Origin of the sequence: Propionispora vibrioides (genome assembly GCF_900110485.1) — a bacterium.
GTDB lineage: Bacteria > Bacillota > Negativicutes > Propionisporales > Propionisporaceae > Propionispora > Propionispora vibrioides.
The window spans coordinates 42,751-69,295 of the sequence record NZ_FODY01000016.1; the positions used below are offsets into that span (position 1 = coordinate 42,751).

Genomic DNA, 26,545 nt, shown 5'->3' on the forward strand with positions numbered 1-26,545 from the left:
TAAATTTGATAAATCCCTAATATTCCGGTGTATGTTCCTGCCAGCTAATCAGTTTACGCTCCAACTTGCCGAACAGGTAATTCAGGCTAAGCCCCAACCCGGATATGACCACAGTAGCGGCAAATAAAATAGGAATCTGATAATTGATCTGGGCATTCCAGACCAGCCAGCCCAAACCGCTGCTGGCGCCGATCATTTCCGCCGCAATCAGCATAAAGAAGGCTACGCCCGAACTCATTTTAAGGCCGTGAAAAATAGCGGGTGCCGCCGCCGGCAATATCACTTTATAAAACAGTTCCTTGCCCTTGACCCCCATAGACTGGGCCGATTTAATCAGCAAAGGATCAATTTCCTTAACACCGGTTATGGTATGCAGCAATACAGGCCAGACGCAAACCCAGACAATCATGGCCACTTTGGAAACCTCACCAATCCCGAATAGTAAGATAAATACCGGAAAAAGGGAGAAAGGATTGACGGCATTTAACAGACGCAAAACCGGTGTGGCAATCCGTTCAAACAGCTTAAACCAGCCGCCCAGAAAAAAGCCCAGCGGAATACCGACAACTGCCGCAATGGCAAAGCCCCCCAGCGCCCTCCCCAGACTGGCACTGATATGCTTGAGCAACGTTCCGTCAAGCAGGAGTTCCCGCAAGGTTGCCAATACCACCGACGGCGGCGAAATAAAGGTCTGTTCCACCCAACCGACGCGGGGAGCGATTTCCCAAAGCAGCAGAAAAATAATAATGGAGCTATTCGTATACAGGCCGTCGCCAAACCACCTGGCGATACCTTGCACAGACAACAACCTTTTTCGGCCTGAAGATGTTTCCTTCCAGATCACTTCCATCACCACCACTCCTTTCTTTAACAAAATTCAACTAGCCCACCAAGCCCGGTTACTGTTTCCATTCGAGAAGATTTTCCTCCAGCCAGTAAATAAAATAGTTAATCGCCATTCCCAGTATAGCAATGATAATCGTCGCGGCAAACAGGCGGGGAATCACGAAATTCATTGATGAATTTTGCACGAGCCAGCCCAGTCCGGCGCTGGCGCCGATCATTTCCGCCGCAATCAGCATCAGAAAAGCATGGGAGGCTCCGGTACGGATACCGGTGAAGATGACCGGTGCCGCACCGGGCAGCAGCACTCTGGTGAAAATGGTCAGCCGGCCAGCCCCCACCGAACGGGCGCTTTTAATATACAACGGATCAATCTGCTGCACCCCGGCAATCGTGGTAAACAGCACCGGCCAGATGGTGGACCAGAAAATAATGCTGACTTTGGCAATCTCGCCAATTCCAAAAAAAAGAATAAAAATGGGAAACAAAGAGAACGCATTGATCTGTCCCAGCAGACGCAGCAAAGGCCTTACGTGACGGGACAGAGTGGGAAAAACACCGCCTAACACAAACCCTGCCGGGATAGCAAGGACAAGGGCCAGCAGCAGTCCCAGCAACGTTCGCTGCAAGCTCGCCGCCATATGAATAAACAGCTCCCCATTGGCCAACAGCTTGCCAATGGCCTGCAACACCGCGGAGAAAGGCGGAATGAACTGAGCATCAAGCACTCCCACCCGGGGAAGGACCTCCCACAATAGGAAAAAGAAAATCACCCCGGAAATATCAATTAGCCGTTCGCTTAGTTGACGCAATACCTCTTTCATACTCAGTTGCCTCCTGCTTAATTAACACTTCGACCGCATAACGCAGGCCGTTTTCCACACTGTCACAATATTCGATGGCGGTAACGCCCCGGCAGCTTAGCTTATCCTTGGCATGGGGGCCGATACGCATGGTCAGCACCGCATCACAGTCCTGCAAGGCATCAATGGTTTGATCCCGCCTGTTTTCGCCCTCTTCGCAATCGGCCATACCGGAACAATACTTACTGGCCGAGCGCTGTTCCATAGGCTGAAACGTATATCCGTCACCCTGATAAATCGTAAAGCCTGTCGCATGTCCGAAGTGTTGATCCACCAGCTTGTTGTATTTGGAAGTAACGGCAATCCGGTATTGTTTTCTTACCGGATTGTATACTTTTTTCGTCTCACCCGTACGGTTTGCCATACGAAACTCCTGGGAACGGTCTTCGTGGAGCCTGCCGATGGCATCGGCCCGGCATTGCTGACAGTGACGCATTTGCGGCAAGTCAAGCTGGCAAAGATTTCTTAGTTCATTGACCTCTTTCATGCTGGTTTGCGGAAAATTCTCGAAATTACTGCCGGTTGCCGGAATTAGCGGCATAATATTGGTAACAAATACGCCCAGCTCCTTAACCTTTTTTACAACCTCGGGAATATGGTGATCGTTAATGCCTTTGATCATCACCATATTCACCTTTACCAGTATGCCGTGCCCGGTTAAGTACCGGATACCTGCCAACTGGTTTTGTAACAAGATCTCGGCTGCTGCTTTTCCTTCATAGCGGCGGCCCTGATAGGTAATAAACTGATATATCTTAGCGCCAATCTCGCTATCCAGCGCATTCAGCGTAACGGTAACATGATGAATCCCCAGCTCTACCATTTCGGCCGCATAGTCCGGCAGCCGCAGTCCGTTGGTGGACAGGCAGAAAACCACCTCAGGCGCGATGGCCTGTATCGCCTTAATTGTCTGTTTGGTCGCCTGCCAGTCGGCCAGCGCATCACCCGGCCCGGCGATCCCCACAACACTCAGGTCTTCCACCTTTTCCCGGACCCAGACAAACTTTTCCCTGGCCAGTTCAGGAGTTAATACCTCGCTGGTAACACCCGGCCGGCTTTCATTCACACAGTCGAATTTACGATTGCAGTAATTGCACTGGATGTTGCACCGGGGTGCCACCGGTAAATGAATACGCGCGTATTTGCTGTGCGCTTCGGCGGAATAGCAAGGATGCCTTTGAGTCTTTTCCCAAACTGACTGACTGATACTTCCCGGGCAAACGCAAGTCATACTATCACCTCTTTCTCTCCCATCACCAACCGTATATTAATAAAAAGGCTGCAGAAATCGTCTGTTTCTGCAGCCTTCAGTCGGGTCTGATCAGCTTGTTGCCTGGGGAACCACTGCTTTATTCACACTGCACAGTCTGGCGGATCTTTTTCCGTCTGACTGCGTCAGCCAAACCTTGAAATAGGGACCGCTATTTCTGCGGTTTTACTTCCTTGCCAGCCGAAAGAAGCTCTCGCCAGGCCGGCTGTCTCATTAAACCAACGGTTCCCGGACAACTCTTTTCTATTAAATAGCCGCCGCCTTCCCCCGCACTTCACCTGTCTCCAGGGCCAGCAAATGATCAGCCCATTTGGCTGCCCACTCGCGCAGTTCCGAAGTGTCTAACGGTGACGGAACTTTCGATTCCGTAGTATCAATGATTTTCTGGGCCAGTTTCCCATAAATCTTGGCCTGCTCGGAATTAGGCGCGGCTTCTACCGCCGTCTTACCCTGCAGCTCGGCCTGGGTTACTGTTACCGAACGGGGAATATACTCTACAACCCGCGTTTGGGTTCGATCAACAAAATCATCGACAATATCCTTGGCATAGGGCGCATTAATCGAATTGGCAATTAAACCACCCAGCAGGGCGCCGCCCGAATTGGAGTACTTTTTAATCCCCTTGAACAGATTGTTGGCGGCATACACGGCCATGAAATCGGCCGACGATACAGTAAACACGTGCTCGGCAATACCCTCGCGGATGGGAACGGCAAAGCCGCCGCATACTACGTCACCGAGAACATCATAGATAATCACGTCTAAGTCAAGTTCCTCATATACCTTCAGTTGTTTTAAAAGCTGTACGGCGGTAATGATACCGCGTCCGGCACAGCCCACTCCCGGCGCCGGGCCGCCGGCCTCCACGCAATAGATGCCGTTAAACCCTTTAAAAATAACATCCTCCGCCTTTACCTGCGTTTTTTCCCGCAAAGTATCCAGCACAGTGGGGATGTACGTACCGCCCCGCAACGTATTGGTCGAATCAGCCTTCGGGTCGCAGCCGAACTGCATAACCTTTAGTCCCAGCTTGGACAATGCCGCGCTGATATTGGAAGTGGTGGTTGATTTACCAATTCCGCCTTTGCCATAAATAGCAATCTGCTTAATCTTTTTACTCATCTTTTATCCCCCTGTGTTTTTAAAATTTAGAACCCGGCTAATGCGCGGATTTTATGCCTATCAGAAGTTTTATTTCCGATAAACCAAAAAAGACCAGAAGAACATTTCCGCAGAAATGCCTCTGGCCTTTAGCTTGATAACTAATCAGCATATGAATATTAAATAATAGCTCTTTTGTTTATTATACTCAAAAGTTTTTAAAATGCAAGCATTTTTTTCAAAAAATAGTGTTTAGTGTAAAAAATGGGTAATACAGTTATATTCCATCACCATGGACTCCTTCCACCTCATGAACACGCCGTTTTTCAGTTTTTTCAATTTGTTCTACTTTGCCGTTGGCAAAACGAATAACCAGTTGTCCATACTGGATTTTTTGCAGTTCGGTAACAATCTGTGCCTGCAGCGGATGAACGGATACGGGCTTGCCATACTTTACGTAGCCGGCTTCCCGGCTTTTATTGGTAATGATATATTTCTCTGTTTTTTCAATTTTGACAACATAGCCGTCCTGTATCGTCAAAATCAAATAGCCGTTTTCCGCGGAAAACAAAAAATGATTCACGATCTCCAGTACCTGATTCTGAAGCTGCCTGCCCAAGGTATTTTTTCCCGGGCTGCGCGCACTGCGCACTTCGGCTGTAATATTTTTTCTGGCAGTAGGATGATCTGACATATAACTCCTCCTTGATTAACATACTTAGGGCTAAGGGCACAGATATTTCCCTCGCGCCTTCAGTTAAATTCCTGATCAGCCGCGCCATTGACAAGCGTAGTCGATGAAAAACAAAAAAGACCAAAAGATTTTCCCCTGGGAAAAAACTTTTAGCCTTCAGTTTTTCTGATTAGCTTATTCTTTTATTGAGTTAAATTATAGCAAGTTCCCTGCGCTACGTCAATACGGTTGTAATAAGATGCATTTACTTTTTTTACCTGCCTATATAAAAATTTATTAGTTCTTTGGCTTGAATGCTTGCGGGAAATATGCTACGATTCAACCACTATTATTTGCAAAGTATACCCCTTCGGATGGTGATAAATATGTTTGACCTGGTGCTTGCCAACGGCATTCTTATTGACCCGGAGAAGCTGATCCGTTTTACCGGCCATATCGGCATTAGCGGCGGAAAAATCACTGCGATCAGCAAAACCGAACTTCCAGGTGTCCGGCAATTGGATATAACGGGCAAAATCGTCTGCCCCGGTTTTATTGATATTCACGGTCATGTGGAACTGGACGCCTACTGCGGCGAGTTGTCGCTGCGACAGGGAATTACCACAACGGTGGGCGGCAACTGCGGCTTTAGTCCTTTGGATATTAACGGCTTTTTCGCCAAACAGGAAAAAGACGGCTTTATTGTCAACCAAGCCGAACTAATCGGCCACTCCTTCAGCCTCCGGGATAAAGTGGGCATCAAAGATCCCATGCAGCCGGCCACGACAGAGCAACTGGCCAAAATGGAATATCTGGTGGAAGAAGCTTTTGAAGCGGGGGCCTGCGGCCTGTCACTGGGCCTGGCTTATGCACCGGGCAGCTCGGACGAGGAAGTGTCCCGCTTAAGCAGACTGGCCGCCCGCTACGGCCGGATCGTCGCCGTTGATACCCGGATGGCTACCGGGATTGATATGTATTCCCTGGTAGAAGCCGTCAATATAGCCCGTCATACCGGCGCCCGGGTCCAAATCTCCCATCTGGTCTATCAATACGGCACCGGCATGATGGAAGAGGCGCTGGCGGTTATCAACCGGGCCCGCGCCGACGGCCTGGATGTCCGCTTCGACAGTGGGATGTACACCCAATGGGCCACCCATATCGGCGCCGCCCTGTTCCAGGAAGACTATATCCGGGACAACGGCTGGGACCTGCAGGATATCGTCGCCATCACCGGCCCGTATAACGGACAGCGGCTGACGCCAGCCTTGTATCACGAACTGCGCACCCAGGCGCCGCATACGGCAGTGGTTGTGCTCACCGGCATCGAAGAGGAAATTTATCTGGCCCTGACCCACTCCTTTGCCATGCCGTCTACCGATACCGGCGCTTATGCCCCCGGCGAGGGACACCCGCAAATCGCCGGCAGTTTTCCTCGCTATTTTAAGAAGATGGTGGCCGAACGGTATGAGTTGACGCTCATGGAAGCAGTTCGCAAGGCTACCCTGCTGCCGGCCGAAACGCTGGGACTTCATACCAAGGGCCGCCTGCGGGAAGATATGGACGCCGACCTTGTCGTTTTCGACATAAAAACCTTGATCGACAAGGCCGATTTCGGTCTGCCCGACGTTCCGCCCGAAGGAATCGAATATGTCTTCCTCAACGGCAGGCTGGCCCTGGATCACGGGGTCATCCGGGATGCCAAGGCCGGTCAGGCTGCCCGCTGCATCAAACCGGTATACGACTATCAGATTTAAAACCGAAAAACAAAGGCTTTTGCCAAGTCCCCGCGGACCTAGGCAAAAGCCTTTATTTTTACTTGTTAGTGGAAAGCACAGTGCCTTGCTGCGCTGGTGCAGCCACATATTTTTGCAGTTTTTTCACCGCCGGCAGGGCGACAACCGCCGCCACACCGATCTGCACCAAATTACCGGGGACGGAGGTCAGCGGCGCCACCCAGTTGCCGTAAATAATTCCCTCGGCGCCGTAATAGCCAACCACTTTGATCAGGCAAGCGGCGATCAGCGCCAGAAAATAAGCCTTCATAGTCCGGTTCCGTTCGGCGATAGCGCCAACGGTATATCCCATCAGACCGACAATCAGCAGGGTAAAGGGAGCCCACAGAAACCAGCCGCCCACTACATCAAACAGAGCCATACCGATGCCACCGGCCAAAGCGCCGGTCCAACGGCCGTAAAGAATGGCGAAAATAAAAAGCGGCACATTTCCCAAATGAATCAGTCCGCCGTTGGCGGCAATGGGAAGACGAAGATTAACAAAGGATGTACAAATAAATACGAGAGCAATACCTAACGCGGCATAGGCCAGTTGTTTTGTCTGGCTGAACGCTTGTTGTTTCATACTTTTTCCTTCCTTTCCTATAGCCATGGCAGCCTGCCTGTATAGGCTTACTAAACAGAAAAGGCTGTCACCAAAATAGCATAACGTCCTTTTGGCATTGCCCCAAAAGGACCAAAAAGGCTAGGCCTACCTCCAAAATACTTGAAAAATTTCCGGCTTACTAAAATCCGTAAACTCGCTTCGCTCAAACAACTACCCAAAGGGCACAGGCGGATTTCTTAACGTAAGCCAAAAATTTTTCATCCTGCGGAACGTATTTTTCCGGAAAGGCCGAACGGGGAACGAACAGGCTACCGAAACTTTTTTATTGAAACAGGCTCTTTTCTGCCGGTCGCTCCTTTATTTCAGACGGTGAGCCGCGTGATAGGTCGGCCCGACATATTGATTGAGCGGGAACGAGTGCTCGATCGCCTTCGTGATAAAGGCTTTCGCCTGGCGTACGGCGGCAGGGACATCAAGGCCCTTGGCGAGGCCGGCGGTAATGGCCGATCCATAGGTGCAGCCGGCACCGTGCGTATAGGCCTGCTTAAATAGCGGTGATTCCAGCGTTTCAAAGCGGTTGCCGTCATACAGCACATCCACCGCCGTGTCCAAGCCGGACTTGGCGCCGCCTTTGATCAAAACATAACGGGGTCCCAGCTTGTGAATCGCCTCGGCAGCAGCCTTCATCTCCTCAATAGACTGGATATGTTTGATGCCGCTTAACTGGCCTGCTTCAAAAATATTAGGAGTAATAATGGCTGCCCGGGGAGCCAGCTCCTCACGGATGCTGACGGCCGCTTCCGGGTGCAACACCTCGTCAGTGCCCTTGCAGACAAGCACCGGATCAATGACTACATTTTTAACCGAATACTGGTCAATCTTGCGCGCTACCAGCGCGATGACCTCGCTGCTGGCCAGCATGCCTGTTTTCAGCGCATCCACGCCGATACCGGCCAGTACGGTTTCCATTTGAGCTTCCAATACCTCCAGCGGCAAGGGATACACATCGTGAGCCCAGCCGTTATGGGGATTTTGTGCTACAATGACGGTGATCGCCGTCATTCCGTATACGCCCAGTTCCTGCATGGTCTTCAAGTCGGCCTGCAAGCCGGCGCCGCCGCTTGTATCCGAACCGGCTACTGCCAGTGCTTTATAAATAGTCATAGAAATCAATGCCTCCTGTATTTAAAAAATAACATGTATAGTATAAAATATATTTGTTCCCTTTAAAATATACAGTTTTATATTTTTTAATAGGTACAGTTTTTTTTATAAAGGAGTTTGACTATGGATTTACTATTACTTGATCCTACCTTGCCCGAACCGCTGTACATCCAGCTATATCAGCAATTTCGGCGTCAAATTGAACAGGGGAGCCTTAGCGCCGGCGAGAAGCTGCCCTCCATCCGCAGTCTGGCCCGGCAACTCACCATCAGCAAAATCACGGTGGAAAAAGCCTATCTGCAGCTTATGAGCGAAGGCTATATTGAAAATGGCAACCGCTCCCGCTATACTGTCAGTCCTTTTGAACCCAGCGTAGCACCACCGGTCGCCAAGAATCCCCTGCCGGCCGCCCGGATCGTCAGTCCGCCGCCTGCACCGCCCATCCGCTATGACTTCGCCAGCGGTGAAATGGACGGCAACGGCTTTAACTTTCCCTTGTGGAAACGGTATATCAATAAAGTATTCGCCCGCCCTGACCAGTTAACCGGCTACGGCCATTACCAGGGAGAATTGGAGCTTAGACAGGAGCTGGCCCGTTATCTGCAAAGCTCCCGCGGCGTAGCAGCCCATCCGGAGCAAATTGTGATCGGCGCCGGTGTGCAAAATCTGCTCCATATGCTTTGCAGTCTTTTGAAACCGGAGCATACCAGCATCGCTTTCGAGGAACCGGGCTTTAAAAACGGCCGGCGCATTTTCGCGGACAATTCCTTCACTATTATTCCCGTCGGCATGAACGCGGACGGCCTGAATATGCAGGAGCTGCAAACCAGCCAGACCCGGCTGGTTTACTTAAGTCCGTCCCACCAATTTCCCACCGGTTATATCATGCCTATCGGCCAACGCCACCGCCTCCTGGCCTGGGCTAAAACCGCCCAAGGGACGATTATTGAAGACGATTACGACAGCGAATTCCGCTATTTCGGCCGGCCCATTCCGGCACTGCAGGGACTGGACCGGGATGGCTCCGTTATCTATGTAGGCTCCCTGTCCAAACTTATTCCCCCCTCCATCCGTATCAGCTATATGGTACTGCCGCCGCGCCTGCTCTATCTGTATCAAAAGAACTCCGCCCTGTATAACCAATCGGCTTCCACCCTGGAACAGCTTGCTCTGGCTGCTTTTATGGCGGACGGGCATTTTGAACGGCAAATCCGGCGACTGCGCAAGCTGTATCAGGAAAAGAGTCTGCTCTTTTATGAGACCATCCAGCGCTGCCTGGGTGACCGGGCCACAATTAATATGACCGATTCCGGTCTTCACACGATTTTGAACCTCCAGACGACCTTATCCACCGGAGAGTTGGTGACCCGCGCCCGCCAGCAAGGCTGCCGCGTAGTCCCGATTGAAGAATATTACTGGGAGAATCCGCCCGGCAAGCTGCCGCAAATCATTTTATATTTTTCCAAAATACCCAGGCAGGAAATTCAGCCAGCCATTGAACTACTTAGATCTGCCTGGTTTGACAAAGTACTAGACATTCCGCCCCATATACAATAAGATGGTTCTAAGGATCGCTGGTTTTATCAACATTTACCAAGCGGCCACACTACCGGAACAAGCCGCGAGTCTGCGGCATACACTGTACCGAATGGCCTTTCTCTTATGATGTTTTTTCAGATACCCTTTCTATTCTTTATAACATTAGAACTACGGCCGGAGTTTAAGGAACCGCTGAACGCGCAAGGCGATAAATCAGCAGTCCTTTAGGGTGTGTCTTCAAGCTATCCGAAACGTCCCCTGCGGCGCTTTTGTGCCATACTTCGTTAACATGTTTTGAGATAGGGGCCACTATTCCCGCAACATGTTGCCTCGTCTGGCGCCAAAATCACTCGCCATGGATCATTCCGTTAGTTTGAAAATACGCCCTTATGAAATTGAATAGTAGGATGTGAATCTGTAATGAAAATTTTTGTGGCCAGACAGCCGATTTTTGATAAGAAGGAAAATGTTGTCGCCTACGAATTGCTGTTCCGTTCAGGAAATTCCCCCGTCTATGACGGTGAAGATGATGATACAGCAACAGCTTCCGTTATTTCCGGCGCCTTCCTGCTGCTGGGCATGGATAAAGCAACCGGAAAAAAACCGGCTTTTGTCAACTTTACCCGCAACAGCTTAAAAAAACTGGCCCGCCAGATTCCGCCCCATTCCATTGTTCTTGAGATATTAGAAACCGTTGAACCTGATGAAGAACTGCTCAGCCTGTGCAGACAACTTAAGCGCTGTGGCTATACACTTGCTTTAGACGACTTTATTTTTGACGAAAAATACTGCGACCTGCTTACCCTGGCAGACATCATCAAAGTAGATTTTATTCTGACCACCGGTAAAGAGCGAAGTGAAATCATCCGACGCGTCAACAACCCCAAGGTTAAGTTTCTGGCAGAAAAGGTGGAAACCAGAGCCGAGTTTGAAGAAGCCGTAGCCTTGGGCTATACTTACTTCCAGGGTTATTTTTTCAGCAAACCTGAGGTACTGTCCGGCGAGGACGTGCCCAGCTACAAAACACAGTATATGCGCATCTTACACGAACTGGGCCGTCCCGATATGGATTTTCAGCGGATGGAACAAATCATCAAGCACGACGTGGCCTTTTCCTTTAAGCTGTTAAAATATATCAATTCTTCCTACTTCGGCTTCAAGAAGACCGTCGACTCGGTCAGGCAGGCGCTCGTCCTGCTGGGAGCGCAGCAAATCCGTCAATGGCTCTTTTTGCTGATTTTGCGTGAACTGGGCAAGGACAGGCCGGAAGAAATCATGGTGTTATCCGTTATCCGGGCGAAATTCGGGGAAAACCTGGCCCGCAAAGCGAACCTGCCGCCCGATATGATCTCCCACGCTTTCACGATGGGCATGTTCTCCCTGCTGGACTGTTTTTTCCAGAGGCCACTGGACGAGGTTTTAGCCGAACTGCCAATTACTGAGGAAATCAAATTGGCTCTCGCCGGTTCCGATCATTCGCTGGGCATCATTTTTCGCCTTATTAGTGCTTATGAAAAAGGCGAATGGGAAGCGGTCTCTGCCTACGCAGCCCGCCTTCATATAAGCGAGTTGGAAATTCCCGACCTCTACCTGCAGACATTGCAATGGATTGAGACATATTTTGAGCAAACACGCTGGTAGCGGTTAGCCTGCTGCCAGCCTAATGCCACCAGCCCTTTTTCGTCCGCCTTATCGAAAAAGAGCCGCAATTTCCTTTCTGCTCGGAAACTGCGGCTCTTTTCTATGTAAAAAAACATCGTTGGAAAAGCTTATTTGGCTGGCTTAAAAAGCTGGAACTACAGCGACACCGTATTTATCCTGGATAAATTTCTTAACTTCCGGCGAAGTCAAAGCCTTATCCAGCTTCTTAATTTCCTCGCGATTTTCTTCACCCTTTCTGACAACAACGACATTGGCATAAGGCGAATCAGCTTCTTCTCTAAACAAAGCACTCTTAGGATCAATTTTAGCCTCCAAAATCCAGTTAGTATTAATCACGGCGCCATCCACATCGGGCAGGCTCCGGGTCAACTGAGCGGCATCCACTTCAACAAAGTTCAGCTTTTTCGGGTTATCCACAATATCACGCGGTGTAGCCTTAAAATCCGGTATGTCTTCTTTCAATTTAATTAATCCGTTTTTCTGCAACAGGACTAAAGCCCGATATTCGTTAGAAGGATTATTAGGAATGGCGATTTGGGCTCCTTCTTTTAATTCACCGGTTGCTTTTACCTTTTGCGAATAAAATCCGATCGGCTCCACGTGCACTTTAGCCGTTACCGTAAATTGGTAGCCCTTTTCCTTACTTACCGAGTCCAGGTAAGGAACATGCTGAAAATAGTTGGCATCAATCTGCTTTTCCGCTAACGCCGGATTCAATTGTCCTTCATCATCCAGTACGACAACTTCCAAATCAACGCCATCTTTAGCTAAAGCCGGTTTGATAAAATTCAAAATTTCAGCATGGGGTACCACCGCTGCCCCTACTTTAAGCACTTTTTTAGCCGGCTGGCTATTGGTTGCGGCACCTTCCTTATTGTTGCCGCAGCCGGCGACGGCTCCCATGGCCAAGACTAATAATGCCAAACCCAGAATAAGCTTCTTGTTCATTTTTATCGACTCCTTTGTTATAGGTTAACCTACCCCTGTCTTCGTTTGTCCAAAACCGTGGCAACACGGTTGCCGGCCCACTGCATACTCTGCACCAGAATAATCAATACGATGACCGTCATGATCATAATATCGTCCCGGTAACGCATATACCCGAAACGTATGGCCAGGCTGCCCAGCCCGCCGGCGCCAATCGCCCCGGCGGTTGCCGTAAAACTGGTTATCGTAATGACGGCAATGGTAAATGCTCTAACTAAAGAGCTAAGCGATTCGGGAATTAACACTTTATAAATGATTTGCAGCGAAGACGCGCCCATGGCCAAGGCAGCTTCAATTTTCCCCCTATCCACCTCCTTCAAACAGCTTTCCACCAGCCTGGCAACAAAAGGGGCGGCTCCCATCGACAGAGGCACCACAGCGGCGGTCGCTCCCAGTGTAGTCCCCACCAGCCAGCGAGCCAATGGCAGGAGCAGCACAATCAAAATCAGATCGGGAAACGAACGAGTGGCATTAATCAAGGTATCCAGCGGTTTATGCACCGAAGGTGCCTCCATGATATGCCCTTTTGCCGTAACGACCAGGCATATTCCTAAAGGCAGGCCAAGCAACACGGCAAACAGCGTCGACATAACCACCATATACACCGTCTGTCCCAACCCGGCTGCCAATAACGGAAACAAGTCCTCTTCCATAATCATCCTCCCTACTTTACTCACATGAACAAAAAAGGCTAAACAGGTCCGTTAAACGAACTTGTTTAGCCTTCTGTCTGTAAGACCGATCAGCTTCTGCTATGCTCTTTTTATAACGCCTTTGCCGTCAAAAGCTCCAGCACTGGGAAATAAAAAAGGCTAAAGAATTTTCGTCTATGAAAACTCTTTAGCCTTCAGTGTGTCTGATCGGCCTTGGGCTACCCGTTAGAATATAAAAATATAATACCAATCTTTATATTTCTTGTCAACGCTTCCCAAGACCTTTTTTATTTACCTTACCGTTTTTGCCGGAAAGCAACTGTTCTCCTCCGGCAGGTTGTTATTTAGACTAACCCTTTGAATCGCTATGCCGCAAAAGTGCGAACCGCTTTAAAAATTGAAGAACAAGGTTGCCGTAGCCACCGTATTATACGAATCAAAGCCGGCGTAATTCTTGTCATAAGGCTTGTATTTTCCCACCGCCAGCCTCAGATCGGCTCCTTTAGCCAAAATATAATCGCTGCCTAGTTCATAACCCTTGATACCGTAGCCGGTTGCCGCTGCCGCACCACCGCCATTGGCGATAGTTGAGGAACCAACCCAGTTCAAAGTGGTAGGCGGCCCGTCAATAGCGTCTTTACCCAAGCTGACATACCGCACGTTAGTCGACCAGGAACCGGGTTTGTTTACATCGGCAAACTTCCAGCGCAGATCAACCCAGTAACCATTTTTTTGAGCATCAGCGCTGGTTGTCGTTCCCTGATAATGGCTGCTGCCATAATTGTTATATGTATTTCTGACCCCTTCCGCCAACAGCCGGAAATCACCAAGCGTAGCATTGATGCCCAGCGCTATATCTTTATAAGGATATCCCGCGGTAGTACTTTGGTATGCCGTGGCCGTTGCGAAAACTTTCAGATTAAAGGCATATTTAAAGTCAGCTCCCCAGAACTTCTCGGTCTGGTTCCAAGCAGTCCCTGCCCCGCCGCTGACATTTTGCGCCCAGGCCGAGCGGGTCAGGCTGGCGTCACCGAGCAGCAATTTACTGGTCAGTTTGCCGGACGTATAGCCTGCCGTGAACCCATCAAAGGCGAAATCATACAGCAAGCCCTGGCCTAAAAACAAAGTTGACCGCCCAATGGTCCCGGTAAAAGCATCCTTACTGTATTTAAACTCGGCCCGGTCAAAGAAAACCTGGCCGTTATTACTGCCTTGCTCGGCTCCGGCCGGCAGAGTGACCCCCGTCGCGCCGGCCGTTTGTCCGGTGGTATTTTGCACTCCGAAGCGGGTGCTTACCGACCAGTTTTGATCAAGCACGGCATCGCCGGTCAACCGCAGGCGCAATTGGCTTCTTGACGCATCAGCGCCCTGGCCGTTGGACTTGCCATTGAGTCCGTAATTATGCTGATAGCGGATTCGGGAATCACCGCTGAACTTAACGCTGCCCACTTTTTGTTCCACCTTGCCTAAACGGGCGTCAATGCTGTCCAGTTCCTTAGAAAATTCAGCAACTAATTTAAGAATTTCCGATTTTTCTGCATCGTCCGCTTTATTATAATTGTCAATCGCTTTAGCGGTTGCTACCGCAAACTCATAGCGACTCAGCGGTTTATCACCCCGGAAATAACCATCCTGATAGCCTTCAATTACCCCGGTACTGACTAATTTATTAATTGAATCATAAGCCCAGTGTTTTTCGTTGACATCCACAAAACTGCTGGCGGCAAAGCCCGTACCGGCTGTTGCTGCCAGAGCCAATGCCAGCAGCCATGTCAAAATTATCTTTTTCTTCATCCATGATCACTCCTCATAATAAATAAGACTTAATTTCAGGGAAAGCTTTAACACCCGCTGAAACGTAGTCAAAGCACATACGAGACGAACCTATTCTTATTCCTTTAGAGAAGCGGAAAGAAACAGGTCGTCAGGGAAACTATTAACTTTTACTTCTCATGCCGGTAGAAAATTTATAGCTTCTATTATTTTTCACAAAACGTTTACCCGGCGTTATATCTATAACAACCGCTATTGACGGTAGCCTGGAGGGCGCCTACTCCGGCTTTCGCCTGCAGTTGTACAGAACAAATAAAAGGCTAATGAATTTCCGATAAAGGAAGTTCATTAGCCTTCATGACAATTTATGATCAGCCTGTTACTTAAAAAAATCGTATTTTGCTTGTCGGAACGGAGCGGTCATAATAAACAAAAGGCCAATGTGTCCCTTAACGGGAACGCATTAGCCTTCACTTTTTTATGACCAGCCTGTTTTTGCACTTATACATTTGAAATGAGTATAATATGGCGCGCCAGCCTTGTCAATATATTTTTGTAAACTTTTCTTTTTATTTAGCTCCTAATATTACTCATTATCGTAAGCATCTATTTAACCTTCCATTTTTCCCCAAAACCTTACAATAATCAACTTTTTATAAGGTTTTACCACAAAACATATTAAATATTTTATAATCCTTGTATAATAAATGTATAGTAATAAATTATTTTCAAAAAGCAGTCCACTTTCTACATAAAGAGGTACTATTATGACCTTTTATGAGCTTTCTATCATCGCTACCGTTTCAGCTACTTTGGCCGTTACGTGTGTATATGTCTTTCTTTATTCACTTTATCGACAAAATTATATTGGTTTATGGGCTATCTTCTGGCTAAACCACTTCCTTGTCCAGCTTTTTTATCGCACACCTTTTTCTCAAATGTCTACACTCCATTTTTCCGTCGGCCAAGCTTTAGGCGTTTATAATTATGTTTTACTCTTATATGCTACAAGCAAATTTCTGGGTCGCAAGATAAGTAGTTATTGGTATTATACAGCTTTTTTTCTTTCTTTATTTACCGATATTGCATTCTATCTAGAATTCCCCAGTTCCGTTTTCTTATTGCCTTCCTGTCTGTTTGTGGCCTTTGTCAACTTTTGGCATGGATATACATTTACGCGTAATCTCTCAAGCAAAAGCTGGGGGAAAAACATTGTCGGCTTTGCTTTCGCCGGGCTAGGCATCCATACTCTAGACATGCCTTTCTTAGTTGCAATCCCCTGGTTTGCCCCATGGGGATTTCTCATCAGCGGTTTATTGCGGTTCGTGATTTCGATTGGAACTCTAATTTTATACCTGGAAAAGACTTTCCAAACCTTGAGCGAAAAAGAAAAACAATATCGCCTATTGGCTGAAAATGCAATTGATGTAATTTATTTATACCGGATACATCCTGAACCTGCCTTTGAATATATTAGCCCCTCCATTGAACGATTAAGTGGCTTATCCTGCGATCACTATTACAAAAATCCAGATATATTTCTTTCTCTTATTCATCCCAATGATCAATTCTTGTGGAAAAATCTATTGGATAATCCGATATCTCATGCTGAACATCCTCTAACAATGCGTTTTATTCGGCATGATCATAGTCTTATTTGGATAGAACAGACTACCGTTCCTATTTTTAACGAAAAGGGAATCTGTATCAGCTTTGAAGGAATTATTCGCGATATCACCACCCGGAAAAAATTAGAACAGGACGTTTCTCGTTTGGACAGATTAAATACCGTAGGCCAAATGGCAGCTAATGTAGCCCACGAAATCAGAAATCCCTTAACTACTGTTCACGGCTATTTGCAGATTTTCTTAAAAAAATCGAACTTCTCAGATTATAAAGATGAGTTACAGTTACTAATCAGCGAATTAGAACGCTCCAATCTAATCATTAAGGAATACTTGTCCCTCTGTCAAAATAAGGCACGTGATCTAAAGTTAGGGCAATTAAATCAGATCATCGAAGATTTACGGCCCCTACTCACGGCTAATGCTAATGCATCAAGCAAAGACATTCATTATGAACTCACCCCACTGCCTGATATACATATTGATGAAAAAGAAATGCGGCAATTAGTTCTAAATTTAGTTCGCAATGCTTTAGAAGCTATGGAACCGGGAAAATCGGTTACGCTTCGCACATTGTTAACTGAACAAAATGAAGTGGTTCTGATAGTCCAAGATGAAGGCTCAGGTATTCCTTCTCATATATTAGAAAAAATCGGAACACCCTTTCTCACTACCAAAGAGACCGGAACAGGAATCGGTCTTGCAGTTGTATACCGGATTGCCGATGATCATCAGGCAAATATCCAGATTGACACAGGCCCTGAAGGAACAACATTCCGGGTCATCTTTAAAGTTATATAAAGTTATTCTCTTTTTAAAAAGGAGCCTTAAACAAGGCTTCTTTTTTTATAATAAGAATTTTCCCGATTCGAGCTCAGAATTACCAAAAGTCTCTTGAAAGGGGTGATGCCTATGCTTGCTTAAGGACAGGTCAGAACAAGTCAAAAAAATAGATTGGAGATGTGAGAATATGTCAATCAAAAGTCCATTAAAAACTGAATATTCAAACGAAGAACAAGATAATTTGCAAATTTACATTGCCCAGCATAACTGGGAAAGAAAAAAGATTTATCAATTACGATATCAAGTATTTGTTGAAGAATTGGATAAACCGTTACATTCTGCCAAACAGCAAGAAGCTCAACTAGTGGATGCTTTAGATAATAATAGCATCTTGCTATATGTTGAGGCTCATGGTCAAATCATTGCTACCGCACGACTTACTATGGCGCCATACAGCGACTATCCCGTAAATCTGTCAACTATCTTCCAAATGCAGAAATTCCACACAGCTTTTAACCATTCTAAGTTACTTGCTCTAGCAACGAAACTAGCCGTAAAGAAGGAGTATAGAAGTTCGCCTGCCCTATACCTACTTATCACTGAGATATACAAGATCCTAGCCGAAGAGGCTATTTTTATTTGTTTTGGCGGTTGCAATCCTCATCTCATCCCATTGTATGAACGCATGGGATTCCGCCGGTTTGCTGCTAATTTTCGTGATGAAGGGTATGGATTATTAGTCCCCATTGTTATGTTTTTGAATGATCTGGACTATTTGCGTTCCATCCGTTCCCCACTATATCGCCAAGCAAGAAAGATAAAAATGAGTTTCGATGCCTCTCAAATTTTCACAAAGCTATTTCCTGAAACCGCTAAAATCTTGAACAGTCGCATAACTACTTCACAACATTTATGGCTGTATATAACAGAACGTTTAGGAAAACCACTTACCAGCTTACCGCTATTCATGGCACTATCTTACGAAGCAATTCTGAAACTACTGGCTAGCAGTGCGGTATTCACATGCAGGAGGGGAGATTATGTTCTTGAAAAGGACGTTCCCTGCCGTGATTTATACTTATTGCTTACTGGAAGTATCGCACTTCAAACCCAAAAAGGATCACATCTGTTGGAAAGCGGTGAAGTTGTAAGTTGCTGGAGAGATCTTTTAACCGAGTCGGGATACGGCATCGCGCGTGAAAGATCTGAACTGCTTGTCATTCCTCGTCAAGTATGGGAAATGCGCGAAAACTTTACGTTATAGTACCAAACAAAAAACAATCCATATAAAAAAGGAGAATCAATTCATGAATAAACAAGCTAAAACCATTGATTTAATATTAGTCAACAGTTTTGCCCCCCGTCAGCGGATCGCTTCCGACGCGGCGTTAGAAAATGGACTGGCCGTCATTCGCACCTACTTAGAAGACCGTGACTTCGCCGTATATGTTGCCGATGAACAACGGGTTTCCGCCGTTGAGGACGGCGTCCCCACATGGCTGTCCGCCATGTTACGTTCCCTGGTCAAATTACAGGCAAAGCCGCTTATAAACCGGTATAAAATGCTGCTGCTCTTGTTCATGCTGCTGACCTGGCCGCTGCAATCCTTGGCCCTGGCCTGCCGTCAAAACTATATGGACAAGGTCATTGACCGTCTGATTGATCTGGCGGCTGCCGAGCAGGTACCCTTTATCGGCATTAAGGTCTGGGGCGGCGCTCCGTTTGCCTGGAGTAAACGCCTATCCATCAAGCTGCGGGCCAAACTGCCGGAAACCACCGTTATTGCCGGCGGTCCCCACGTCAAGGTATACGGTGAAAACGTCCTGGCCCAGAATGAGTTTGATTTGGCCATTATGGGTCCTGGTGAGGAAGTTCTGGAAGAACTGCTGCGCCTTAGAAAATCTGTCACCAGCAAAGCCGAATTTATCCAACGTGTAAAAGATAAATTTGGCCCTTCCAAGCTTATCCGCACCGGCCATTACAGTGAAACAGGTGACTTTTACGCCCGCTCGTTTACCGTTCCACGCTATCGCCCGACAGACATGATCGACAAGGTTTGGTTTCACACGTTGGTGGACGGCCTAGGTTGCACCTGGAATAAATGCGCCTTCTGCTCCCATACCCGGCAAAACATCCATTATACGCCCAGGCCGCTGGAGGAAATCAAAGAAGAAATTCTGGCTATGACCAGCCGCAGCATCGCCTTTTTTCGTTTCAGCAGTTCCGAGACGCCGTTGGGACACGGCCGGGCTATTGCTGAAATGATTCTGTCCAGCAACATTCACATCAACTATTCCATGTTTGCCCGTCCGGTCCATGTCACTGAGGAAACCTATCACAGCTACCGCCTGATGATTCGCGCCGGTCTGCGCGCCGTCTTTTTAGGTGGTGAAACCGGCCATGACGCCATCAATGACCAGATCATGAATAAAGGGGTCGTACGGAAGGATATCATCGACACCATTCATTGCATCAAGCTGGCGGCAGCGGCAGAAAAGCAATCCTGCCAGGTGGTGCTGTCCATGATTTATCCTTGCCCGCTCATTCCTGGCGTTACGCTGGAGGAAGTGTTTCAGGCCAATGTAAGCCTGCTCCAGGAAGCCAATCCCGATACGGTCATTGTCAACCCGCCGGGAGTATTTCCAGGGACCACCTGGTTTGAATCGCCGGAGAAATACGGCTTTACGCTAAGTGAAACTCATGTATATGACTGGATGAACTATGAGTATTCCGTTTTGAAACCAATCGAGTTCTGGAAAACTCTCAACTACAGATTACATGACATGGATATGAAAGAATTATTAAAGGAGTCGGGCCGTCTCAACCGTCAAATCACCGCCATGGGCATTCCCATCAATATTTCCGACGATTATTTGATGATGAGCCAGGCTATCGGCTACAGCTCGCAGCGTGATCTCTTCGACTTCAAAAAACAATCCTTCGTCGATATCCTAAGCGGGACCTCTCCCTATATCCAGGACATTACCCGTCGAATGAACGCCCGCAGCGCCGACTTGGCAAAATCCAACCCAACGGACGACACATCTTCCACACCGAACGCATAGTTACGAATCTGCTTTTAACTGCAAAAAAAGCACCCGTTCCGGACACTAAGTCCGGCAACGGGTGCTTTTCTGTTTAGAAAGGTTATTTCAACTTGCCGCCTTCAATCACAATATCTTCCGGATTAATAGTGTCACCGTAGGCCGGTTTTAACGTCGCTTCATAGGCTTTATGAACATAGTTTTCCTTGCCCAGCGTTTCCAGTTCCTGATTGATCCAGTCTAACAGTTCCTTGTTGCCCTTTTTAACGGCCGGAGCAATGGTATCCTGGCTGCCAAGCGTGGAAATTCCTACGGTATAACCGGAATTTTCCTTAGCCCAGGCAAATAAAAGAGTATTATCATGGGCCAAAGCGGCGCCGCGTTTATCTTTAAGCGCTTCAAAAGCTTCCGTGTTCTGATCGTATTTTAAGAGTTCAATATCGGGATAATTCTTGGCAAAATAGGTTTCAGCCGTAGTTCCTTTATTAACAATCAGCTTTTTACCCTTTAACTGATCAACCGAAGTAATCGGCTCACCGGACGGAGAGACCACACCCAGAGCTACTTTCATGTACGGGTTAGCAAAATCAACTTTTTCTTTTCTTTCGTCAGTTACCGTAAAATTAGCCATAATAATATCTACTTTGTTCGCCTGCAGGAATTCCACCCGGCTGGCTGCTTCCACCAGGACAAATTCCACTTTGGATTCATCGCCCAGTAGATCTTTGGCAAAACGTTTGGCCAGAAACACATCAAAGCCTTGATTTTTGCCATTGGCGTCAACGAAACCGAACGGCGGTTTGTCACTAAATACACCAATGCGAATAGTGCCGCGCTGTTTGATTTCCTCTAGCGCACTCTTGGCTGGCTGATCGGCTTTTGGCGTTGCGTTAGAACCGCACCCGGCCAATACTCCGATCAATAATAATGCACTGAATACCACGGTTAGAATCTTTTTCATACTCATACTCCTCGTCTCCTCTTTTGTGTTTTATTTAATATTGGAATATATTTAAAAATTGCTGAGCCCGTTCGGTTTGCGGTTGCGAGAAAAATTGCTCCGGCTCAGCAATTTCACAGATCTTGCCCTGATCGATAAACACGATTCGGTCGGCCACCGCTTTGGCAAAGCCCATTTCATGGGTTACAATCAACATCGTCATGCCTTGTTTGGCCAAACCAAGAATGACCTCCAGAACTTCCCGTACCATTTCCGGGTCCAGCGCAGCGGTAACTTCATCAAACAGCATAATCTCCGGGTTCATGCAAAGCGCCCTGACGATGGCAATGCGCTGTTTCTGACCACCGGATAATTGACGGGGGTAGGCATCTTTTTTCTCCAGGAGCCCGACCCGGTCCAATAGCTGCAAAGCCTGTTCAAGCGCTTCAGCTTTACTCCGCTGCTGTACCTTGGTCGGCCCCAGCAGGATATTCTCAATCACCGTCATATGCGGGAAAAGATCATAATTTTGGAAAACCATACCGATTTGCTGACGGGTCTGCTGCCAGTTCACCGTCGAACCGGTAAGGCTATTTTCCCGCAGTCTGATATCGCCGCCTTGTACCGGTTCCAGGCCATTCAGGCAACGCAGCAACGTACTCTTACCACACCCTGACGGCCCCAGAATCACGACAACCTCACCCTTATGCACCGTGAGGCTGATACCATCCAGTACCGTAGTCCCATCATATTCTTTACGTAATTCTTCTATTTCCAGCAAAATCTCATTGCTTGTTAAACTAATCGTAATCACTCCCTAACTCTGCCATTTGGCTTCTAATCGTTTCGACAACTTAGACAAAGGATAGCAGATGATAAAGTACAGGATAAAAATAAAGCCATATATCCAGAAAGAAGCGGTAGGTTCTTTTAAAATAGACCGTTCAATGATTTGTTGGCCTACTTTTACGACATCAATAACTCCGATCATGACCACCAGCGATGTGGTTTTCACCATACGGGTGGAAAGGTTGATCGCCCCCGGCAGCATGCGGCGTACAGCTTGCGGAATCAGCACATACCGGTATAATTGCCAAAAACTCAGCCCCAGCGCCTTACCGGATTCCAGTTGATGCCTGGGCAGCGATTCCAGGGCGCCCCGGACAATATCCCCCAGTTCTGCCGCCCCCCATAAACTGAAGATCAGAATAGCTACCACTTCCCCCGCCAGATGAATATCCAGCAAATTAGTCACGCCAAAGTAGACAATAAACAACCACACCAAGATTGGTATGATCCGGAATAGTTCCAGATAAAGCCGGCAAAGCAGCCGCACCAGTTTGGATTGCACGGTTTGCAGCAAACCAAGCAGTATTCCCAGTATGGCGCCAAGCACAATGGAAGTAAAAGCGATTTGTGCCGTTACCAGCAAGCCGCCCATCAGCCGTTGCAGGTTAATGCCTTCGGTCAGCACATTAATTCCCGAACTCAGCATAACGCACCTTCCTTTCCAGCCAAGTCAAAAATAAGGATAAGGGCAGTAGTAAAATCAGATACGTTATGACCAACAGTAACAATGCTTCAAAGGTACGATAATACATGCCAATCAGGTCCTGAGTGGTATGCATCAGTTCCGGCAAAGCAATCGCTCCTACAATAGAGGTTTCCTTCAATAAGAAAATACAGTTGGCCCCCAGGGAAGGCAGCGTGACCGAAAAGGCCTGGGGCAAAATCACATACCGAATGAGCTGCTTGCGGGAAAGGCCGATGCTGAGACCCGATTCTATTTGCGATTTGCTTACCGATTCCATGCCACCGCGAAAGGCTTCCGCCATATAGCTGCCGCCTAAAAAAGCCAGACCGGCAATGGCACAGGTCTTTTCTCCCAGGGTAATGCCCATTTTAGTAAGACCATAATACAGAAAAAACAATTGGATCAGCAGCGGCGTATTGCGGGAAAGCTCAATATAAGCATGAACTAGCTGCGTCAGACCTCTAACCTTGTAATACAAAATACTGCTGCACAAAAAACCTATAACAATAGAAGCCAATATACCAAAAAACGATAATTGCAAAGTAAGCCAGGCCGCTTTTTGATACAAAGGTATGCTTGTTACAATAAAATCCCAGTTAATATTCAATAGATCACCACCTGTTTTTTACCCATAATTCTTTTACGCTTCTCAGTAGACAAACCACTCTGCTGTTAAATTGACATAGAAAAAGACCAAAAAAAGCGATATTACTACCAGCTTTTTTTGGCCTTTAGATGTCTAATCAGCCGTATATTTATCTTTATGTAACGTACAAAAATATAGTTTGTTCCGCACATGTGAACTTTTTCTAATGATTATATAAATTTTAACACCATATATCCTTATCGTCAATACTTTTTTACTACCAATCAATTCAGGCTGTACAGCAGCCGGGACTGACGATCCCGTTTATTCGAGTGGCAGAGACACTAACTGTCGTTCCCGCAATCCACAACGAAAAATAAGCCGGAGAAGCGACAGTTTATTTCGCTCCTCCGGCAGTTTCTCATACATATACCGGTTCATATATATCACTTCTTGCCTTCCGGCTTAATCGCAAACATCTCAGACGACCTTATTCAAATCGTCAAGCAGTGCCTCAATATCAATTCCGTGAGCCAGCGCGCCTTGTTCGATATCTTCAAACCTGGCGGCGGCACAACCGAAGCAGCCCATTCCATAATTACGAAATACAGCAACAGTCTGCGGATACTCTGCTACCACCTCATTGATACTTAAATCTTTCGTAATCGCCATTTGCATCACCTCCTTTACCGCCCCGATTGCCTACTCCATCTTGCATTCCTTACTATTGCACCGCTAACACCCGGCCGATAGCGAAAGCTTCCATCAGGTTTGATATAAGCATACAAGTGATCCATAAGTAATGCCAGTTGGGCAGTAAACCGCCCAAAATAAACCGGTGATCCTACAATAACGCCATCGGCCTCATCAATGGCTGCAAAGACCTTAACTAAATCGTCCGTGCTTTTTACCCTGAAAAAACGCTTTAGACAAAAAAGCCCGTGCTGAATCCTGTTGGACTTAACACAGGCTCTAACCTTTGCTACAGCATACCCCATTGCCTGGTATATTCCAGATATACCTGAAATTCATCGGCCCTGAAGCCGTGCTTCAGCAGATAACGTTTCACTGCCTGTGCCTCCATGCTGCCCGACTCGGCCACAATTCGGTTTTTCCGCCGGTTAATGACAAATCCGCGGCTGGCCAGAAGCTTTAGCATCGCTCCTCGCCGTGCTGCGGCAGGACTGCCTTTGGGCCCATCCTCCGCCGGCATGATAATGCGGGTAATGTACGTAACCATCGTTATTTAATCCCCAGCCAGTAGCCGGCAAATACCGAACTGGACAGCCAATAGCCAAGCGGGACATTGACCAGAACACCCAGGGTAAAGGCAGCCAGCGGCTTCCAGCCTACCGCGGTCAGTTCACGGAACCGGGTGGTAAACCCGATGCAAAGGAAAGTCCAGGTAAAAGCCCAGCCCCGCAGGATCTTCAAAATTCCGATAACCTCTTTAGAGTAAACGGTGCCGCCTTGGGTTCCCAGCACGGTAATAACAAAAGTGGTAAACAGAGATGCCACAAAAAAGCCGATAATGAATTTGGGGAAACGCCGCCAAATTTCTTTTTTGTCAATCGACTCCACCGCACCCTTGCTTTTCTCCCATACTGTTACCGACAGGATGGCCACCAGGAAAGCCCAAACGCCGACAAACATATCGCGCCCTACCACTTTCATCAAAGTGAAGGTAGTCACGGCCCGTTCATCGCCAATAGCCTGCGCGGCGGCGAACCCGGCTGCATCGGCAAACTCGGAGGTACCGATCCAGGCGCCGGCGACACCCGGTGCCAGCCCTAACACCTTAGCCCAGGCCGGCAGCAGGAAGATCATCGCTACAGCCCAAACAATAACCAGGGAAATAGCCACCGAAACATGCTGCTTTTCCGCCCGGCAAGCCCCGCCAATAGCAATGGCTGCCGATACGCCGCAAATGGAGCCGCCGGCTCCCAGGCAGGCGCTAAACCGCGGGTCCAGCCCAAACAGCCGCGTAGCTGCAAAATAAATAATGCCGAAGGTAACAAAGGAAACAATCAGTGCCTGCAATATGGCCGCCGGACCGGCCGCTAAAATAATAGTAAATGGCAGGGTGGCACCCATGAGAATAATCCCCGTTTTGACATAATACTCAGTTCGCAGCGCCGGCTGAAACCATTCCGGCAGCCTCACCGTGTTGCCAAACAGCAGACCGATTAAGAGTGCCAGAATCGGCGTTTCGAGCTGCCAGTCCTTAATCGCCTGATTTGACCCCAAAACGGTTACCACAATAGAAACCAGAAATAAAACCGAAAAACCAACAGCAAACCGTTTTCCGTTATAGCCCATCACCTGGGCACCGCCACTGAAGACCAAGACAGCAAACACATAAAGATAGATAAGACCTGTTACCTGCTTCGTCAGCTCGGCCGTCAGTTTTTCCGCCCCTGACCAGCCCGGAATAGCAACCGCCATGGTCTTGAACAGACCGATGCCGCCGCCGAGAAAACCGGCTGTTGCCAGCAAAATGATGCCCAGAGCGATAATGATCGCCCAGGAATCCTCCTTCTTGAACCAGTTACTCAAGGCCGGTGAATGTTGTTCCTTTACCGCAATCTCACTCATGTCATCCCTCCTAACGTTTATCCGGGAGACTTATCCGTCACCCGTTATCCAAGAAAAAAAGGCTAAAGACTTTCCTCACGGAAAATCCTTAGCCTTCAGTTGCGCTGATCAGCCTGACTGTATTCTCTTGGATGATAAAGTTATACTACCATATCATAAAATTCGGTGTCAAGATCTTCGGTTGTACTATTTACCGACACAGGATAAAATAAATCCGCCCAACAGCCCGCCGGCCGCCACACTGACGACGGTCGGAATGGCCTTGGCTACACTGCCGCCGCTATAGATGCTGTTGGCAAACACGCCTGCCCCAATAGCCCAGGCCATATCCACCCAGGGCGCATCCTTGCCCTGCACAATTAAATTCACACCGGTAGCGCCGTTTAACACGCCGGGAATACCGATACTGGCGCCGTGGTTTAAGCACCACATAGTACCGATGAGAAACCCGGCGGCAATCATCGAACCGGCCATATCGTACTTGCTAAAAAACTTGCCCCACACTGTACTGACAGCAAAAACCACTAAAAATGCACCGGTAAATGTGGTAATCATACCCGCCATTGACAT

Annotated in this window: 25 protein-coding genes; 6 read left to right on the plus strand and 19 right to left on the minus strand. The window is 47.8% G+C overall.

Translation table 11 applies throughout. The features are described from left to right. Positions 1-16 precede the first annotated feature (16 nt). The 5 genes from BMW43_RS13045 to BMW43_RS13065 form a co-directional block, all read right to left on the minus strand. Positions 17-850: an ABC transporter permease gene (locus tag BMW43_RS13045; RefSeq protein ID WP_091748257.1), complete on the minus strand. Its 834-nt coding sequence runs from the start codon at positions 848-850 to the stop codon at positions 17-19. Positions 851-899: 49 nt separating this feature from the next. Next, a complete protein-coding gene (locus BMW43_RS13050) occupies positions 900-1,667 on the minus strand; it encodes an ABC transporter permease (RefSeq protein WP_091748260.1) in 768 nt (255 codons plus the stop codon). Then, positions 1,627-2,937, minus strand: a complete 1,311-nt coding sequence (gene nifB, locus BMW43_RS13055; protein WP_091748264.1) for a nitrogenase cofactor biosynthesis protein NifB — start codon at positions 2,935-2,937, stop codon at positions 1,627-1,629. The genes BMW43_RS13050 and nifB overlap by 41 nt, the downstream gene beginning before the upstream one ends. A 285-nt stretch (positions 2,938-3,222) precedes the next feature. Next, positions 3,223-4,098: a nitrogenase iron protein gene (nifH, locus tag BMW43_RS13060; protein ID WP_091748268.1), complete on the minus strand. Its 876-nt coding sequence runs from the start codon at positions 4,096-4,098 to the stop codon at positions 3,223-3,225. Between the two features lie 256 nt (positions 4,099-4,354). Next, complete coding sequence (locus tag BMW43_RS13065) at positions 4,355-4,771, minus strand: DUF2292 domain-containing protein (protein WP_091748271.1); 417 nt, start codon at positions 4,769-4,771, stop codon at positions 4,355-4,357. Between the two features lie 365 nt (positions 4,772-5,136). Here BMW43_RS13065 and BMW43_RS13070 point away from each other — a divergent pair, with 365 nt between their 5' ends. Beyond that, entirely contained in the window at positions 5,137-6,504 is a 1,368-nt protein-coding gene (locus BMW43_RS13070; RefSeq protein WP_245732441.1) for an N-acyl-D-amino-acid deacylase family protein, read from the plus strand. A gap of 58 nt (positions 6,505-6,562) precedes the next feature. Here the strand turns inward: BMW43_RS13070 and BMW43_RS13075 are convergent, their stop codons facing one another. Continuing rightward, complete coding sequence (locus BMW43_RS13075; RefSeq protein ID WP_091748274.1) at positions 6,563-7,108, minus strand: ECF transporter S component; 546 nt, start codon at positions 7,106-7,108, stop codon at positions 6,563-6,565. Positions 7,109-7,447: 339 nt separating this feature from the next. Then, positions 7,448-8,254: a pyridoxine/pyridoxal/pyridoxamine kinase gene (gene pdxK, locus BMW43_RS13080; protein ID WP_091748277.1), complete on the minus strand. Its 807-nt coding sequence runs from the start codon at positions 8,252-8,254 to the stop codon at positions 7,448-7,450. A 123-nt stretch (positions 8,255-8,377) separates the two neighbouring features. Here pdxK and pdxR point away from each other — a divergent pair, with 123 nt between their 5' ends. Both pdxR and BMW43_RS13090 read left to right on the plus strand, forming a co-directional pair. Next, positions 8,378-9,811 (plus strand): MocR-like pyridoxine biosynthesis transcription factor PdxR, encoded by a 1,434-nt coding sequence (gene pdxR / locus BMW43_RS13085; protein WP_091748280.1) that lies wholly within the window; start codon positions 8,378-8,380, stop codon positions 9,809-9,811. A gap of 402 nt (positions 9,812-10,213) precedes the next feature. Next, complete coding sequence (locus BMW43_RS13090; RefSeq protein WP_091748283.1) at positions 10,214-11,434, plus strand: EAL and HDOD domain-containing protein; 1,221 nt, start codon at positions 10,214-10,216, stop codon at positions 11,432-11,434. A 141-nt stretch (positions 11,435-11,575) separates the two neighbouring features. On the opposite strand, the gene BMW43_RS13095 is transcribed toward BMW43_RS13090, so the two are convergent. The 3 genes from BMW43_RS13095 to BMW43_RS13105 form a co-directional block, all read right to left on the minus strand. Next, positions 11,576-12,403 (minus strand): MetQ/NlpA family ABC transporter substrate-binding protein, encoded by an 828-nt coding sequence (locus tag BMW43_RS13095; protein WP_091748286.1) that lies wholly within the window; start codon positions 12,401-12,403, stop codon positions 11,576-11,578. Positions 12,404-12,432: 29 nt separating this feature from the next. Further along, a complete protein-coding gene (locus BMW43_RS13100; RefSeq protein WP_091748289.1) occupies positions 12,433-13,095 on the minus strand; it encodes a methionine ABC transporter permease in 663 nt (220 codons plus the stop codon). Between the two features lie 390 nt (positions 13,096-13,485). Beyond that, entirely contained in the window at positions 13,486-14,889 is a 1,404-nt protein-coding gene (locus tag BMW43_RS13105) for an S-layer homology domain-containing protein (RefSeq protein ID WP_091748292.1), read from the minus strand. 746 nt (positions 14,890-15,635) lie between these two features. On the opposite strand from BMW43_RS13105, the gene BMW43_RS13110 reads away from it, so the two are divergent. The 3 genes from BMW43_RS13110 (at position 15,636) to BMW43_RS13120 (ending at position 20,341) form a co-directional block, all read left to right on the plus strand. Continuing rightward, positions 15,636-17,294 carry an ATP-binding protein gene (locus tag BMW43_RS13110; protein WP_091748295.1) on the plus strand — a complete coding sequence of 553 codons (1,659 nt, stop codon included), beginning with the start codon at positions 15,636-15,638 and terminating at the stop codon, positions 17,292-17,294. A gap of 169 nt (positions 17,295-17,463) precedes the next feature. Further along, on the plus strand, positions 17,464-18,540 hold the full coding sequence (locus BMW43_RS13115) for an N-acyl amino acid synthase FeeM domain-containing protein (RefSeq protein ID WP_091748298.1): 1,077 nt from the start codon (positions 17,464-17,466) through the stop codon (positions 18,538-18,540). Positions 18,541-18,583: 43 nt separating this feature from the next. Continuing rightward, the gene (locus BMW43_RS13120; RefSeq protein ID WP_091748301.1) at positions 18,584-20,341 is read left to right on the plus strand and encodes a B12-binding domain-containing radical SAM protein; all 1,758 of its coding nucleotides are present in this window, start codon (positions 18,584-18,586) and stop codon (positions 20,339-20,341) included. A gap of 82 nt (positions 20,342-20,423) precedes the next feature. Here the strand turns inward: BMW43_RS13120 and BMW43_RS13125 are convergent, their stop codons facing one another. From BMW43_RS13125 to BMW43_RS13165, 9 genes are all read right to left on the minus strand, one after another. Continuing rightward, on the minus strand, positions 20,424-21,287 hold the full coding sequence (locus tag BMW43_RS13125) for a cysteine ABC transporter substrate-binding protein (protein ID WP_281246129.1): 864 nt from the start codon (positions 21,285-21,287) through the stop codon (positions 20,424-20,426). A 28-nt stretch (positions 21,288-21,315) separates the two neighbouring features. Then, positions 21,316-22,041 (minus strand): amino acid ABC transporter ATP-binding protein, encoded by a 726-nt coding sequence (locus tag BMW43_RS13130; protein ID WP_177173595.1) that lies wholly within the window; start codon positions 22,039-22,041, stop codon positions 21,316-21,318. 36 nt (positions 22,042-22,077) lie between these two features. Beyond that, positions 22,078-22,755: an amino acid ABC transporter permease gene (locus tag BMW43_RS13135; RefSeq protein ID WP_091748304.1), complete on the minus strand. Its 678-nt coding sequence runs from the start codon at positions 22,753-22,755 to the stop codon at positions 22,078-22,080. Beyond that, complete coding sequence (locus BMW43_RS13140) at positions 22,736-23,401, minus strand: amino acid ABC transporter permease (RefSeq protein WP_091748307.1); 666 nt, start codon at positions 23,399-23,401, stop codon at positions 22,736-22,738. The genes BMW43_RS13135 and BMW43_RS13140 overlap by 20 nt, the downstream gene beginning before the upstream one ends. Before the next feature lie 459 nt (positions 23,402-23,860). Continuing rightward, on the minus strand, positions 23,861-24,052 hold the full coding sequence (locus BMW43_RS13145) for a DUF1858 domain-containing protein (RefSeq protein ID WP_091748310.1): 192 nt from the start codon (positions 24,050-24,052) through the stop codon (positions 23,861-23,863). Between the two features lie 14 nt (positions 24,053-24,066). Next, positions 24,067-24,378: a flavodoxin family protein gene (locus BMW43_RS21875; protein ID WP_091748313.1), complete on the minus strand. Its 312-nt coding sequence runs from the start codon at positions 24,376-24,378 to the stop codon at positions 24,067-24,069. Next, a complete protein-coding gene (locus BMW43_RS13155; protein WP_091748316.1) occupies positions 24,363-24,620 on the minus strand; it encodes a hypothetical protein in 258 nt (85 codons plus the stop codon). The genes BMW43_RS21875 and BMW43_RS13155 overlap by 16 nt, the downstream gene beginning before the upstream one ends. A gap of 2 nt (positions 24,621-24,622) precedes the next feature. After that, a complete protein-coding gene (locus BMW43_RS13160) occupies positions 24,623-25,975 on the minus strand; it encodes a YeiH family protein (protein ID WP_091748319.1) in 1,353 nt (450 codons plus the stop codon). Between the two features lie 186 nt (positions 25,976-26,161). Then, positions 26,162-26,545, minus strand: coding sequence for a Lin0368 family putative glycerol transporter subunit (locus BMW43_RS13165; protein ID WP_091748322.1), 384 nt, complete (start codon positions 26,543-26,545; stop codon positions 26,162-26,164).

Bases quoted from the DNA above. Each gene is read 5' to 3' on its own strand.
- BMW43_RS21875 (WP_091748313.1), bottom strand. From the start codon at position 24,378: ATGGGGTATGCTGTAGCAAAGGTTAGAGCCTGTGTTAAGTCCAACAGG.
- BMW43_RS13100 (WP_091748289.1), bottom strand. From the start codon at position 13,095: ATGGAAGAGGACTTGTTTCCGTTATTGGCAGCCGGGTTGGGACAGACG.
- BMW43_RS13050 (WP_091748260.1), bottom strand. From the start codon at position 1,667: ATGAAAGAGGTATTGCGTCAACTAAGCGAACGGCTAATTGATATTTCC.
- pdxR (WP_091748280.1), top strand. From the start codon at position 8,378: ATGGATTTACTATTACTTGATCCTACCTTGCCCGAACCGCTGTACATC.
- BMW43_RS13155 (WP_091748316.1), bottom strand. From the start codon at position 24,620: ATGGTTACGTACATTACCCGCATTATCATGCCGGCGGAGGATGGGCCC.
- BMW43_RS13165 (WP_091748322.1), bottom strand. From the start codon at position 26,545: ATGTCAATGGCGGGTATGATTACCACATTTACCGGTGCATTTTTAGTG.
- BMW43_RS13160 (WP_091748319.1), bottom strand. From the start codon at position 25,975: ATGAGTGAGATTGCGGTAAAGGAACAACATTCACCGGCCTTGAGTAAC.
- BMW43_RS13120 (WP_091748301.1), top strand. From the start codon at position 18,584: ATGAATAAACAAGCTAAAACCATTGATTTAATATTAGTCAACAGTTTT.
- BMW43_RS13070 (WP_245732441.1), top strand. From the start codon at position 5,137: ATGTTTGACCTGGTGCTTGCCAACGGCATTCTTATTGACCCGGAGAAG.
- BMW43_RS13090 (WP_091748283.1), top strand. From the start codon at position 10,214: ATGAAAATTTTTGTGGCCAGACAGCCGATTTTTGATAAGAAGGAAAAT.
- BMW43_RS13145 (WP_091748310.1), bottom strand. From the start codon at position 24,052: ATGGCGATTACGAAAGATTTAAGTATCAATGAGGTGGTAGCAGAGTAT.
- BMW43_RS13110 (WP_091748295.1), top strand. From the start codon at position 15,636: ATGACCTTTTATGAGCTTTCTATCATCGCTACCGTTTCAGCTACTTTG.
- BMW43_RS13095 (WP_091748286.1), bottom strand. From the start codon at position 12,403: ATGAACAAGAAGCTTATTCTGGGTTTGGCATTATTAGTCTTGGCCATG.
- BMW43_RS13045 (WP_091748257.1), bottom strand. From the start codon at position 850: ATGGAAGTGATCTGGAAGGAAACATCTTCAGGCCGAAAAAGGTTGTTG.
- BMW43_RS13125 (WP_281246129.1), bottom strand. From the start codon at position 21,287: ATGAGTATGAAAAAGATTCTAACCGTGGTATTCAGTGCATTATTATTG.
- nifH (WP_091748268.1), bottom strand. From the start codon at position 4,098: ATGAGTAAAAAGATTAAGCAGATTGCTATTTATGGCAAAGGCGGAATT.
- nifB (WP_091748264.1), bottom strand. From the start codon at position 2,937: ATGACTTGCGTTTGCCCGGGAAGTATCAGTCAGTCAGTTTGGGAAAAG.
- BMW43_RS13065 (WP_091748271.1), bottom strand. From the start codon at position 4,771: ATGTCAGATCATCCTACTGCCAGAAAAAATATTACAGCCGAAGTGCGC.
- BMW43_RS13075 (WP_091748274.1), bottom strand. From the start codon at position 7,108: ATGAAACAACAAGCGTTCAGCCAGACAAAACAACTGGCCTATGCCGCG.
- BMW43_RS13105 (WP_091748292.1), bottom strand. From the start codon at position 14,889: ATGAAGAAAAAGATAATTTTGACATGGCTGCTGGCATTGGCTCTGGCA.
- BMW43_RS13135 (WP_091748304.1), bottom strand. From the start codon at position 22,755: ATGCTGAGTTCGGGAATTAATGTGCTGACCGAAGGCATTAACCTGCAA.
- BMW43_RS13115 (WP_091748298.1), top strand. From the start codon at position 17,464: ATGTCAATCAAAAGTCCATTAAAAACTGAATATTCAAACGAAGAACAA.
- pdxK (WP_091748277.1), bottom strand. From the start codon at position 8,254: ATGACTATTTATAAAGCACTGGCAGTAGCCGGTTCGGATACAAGCGGC.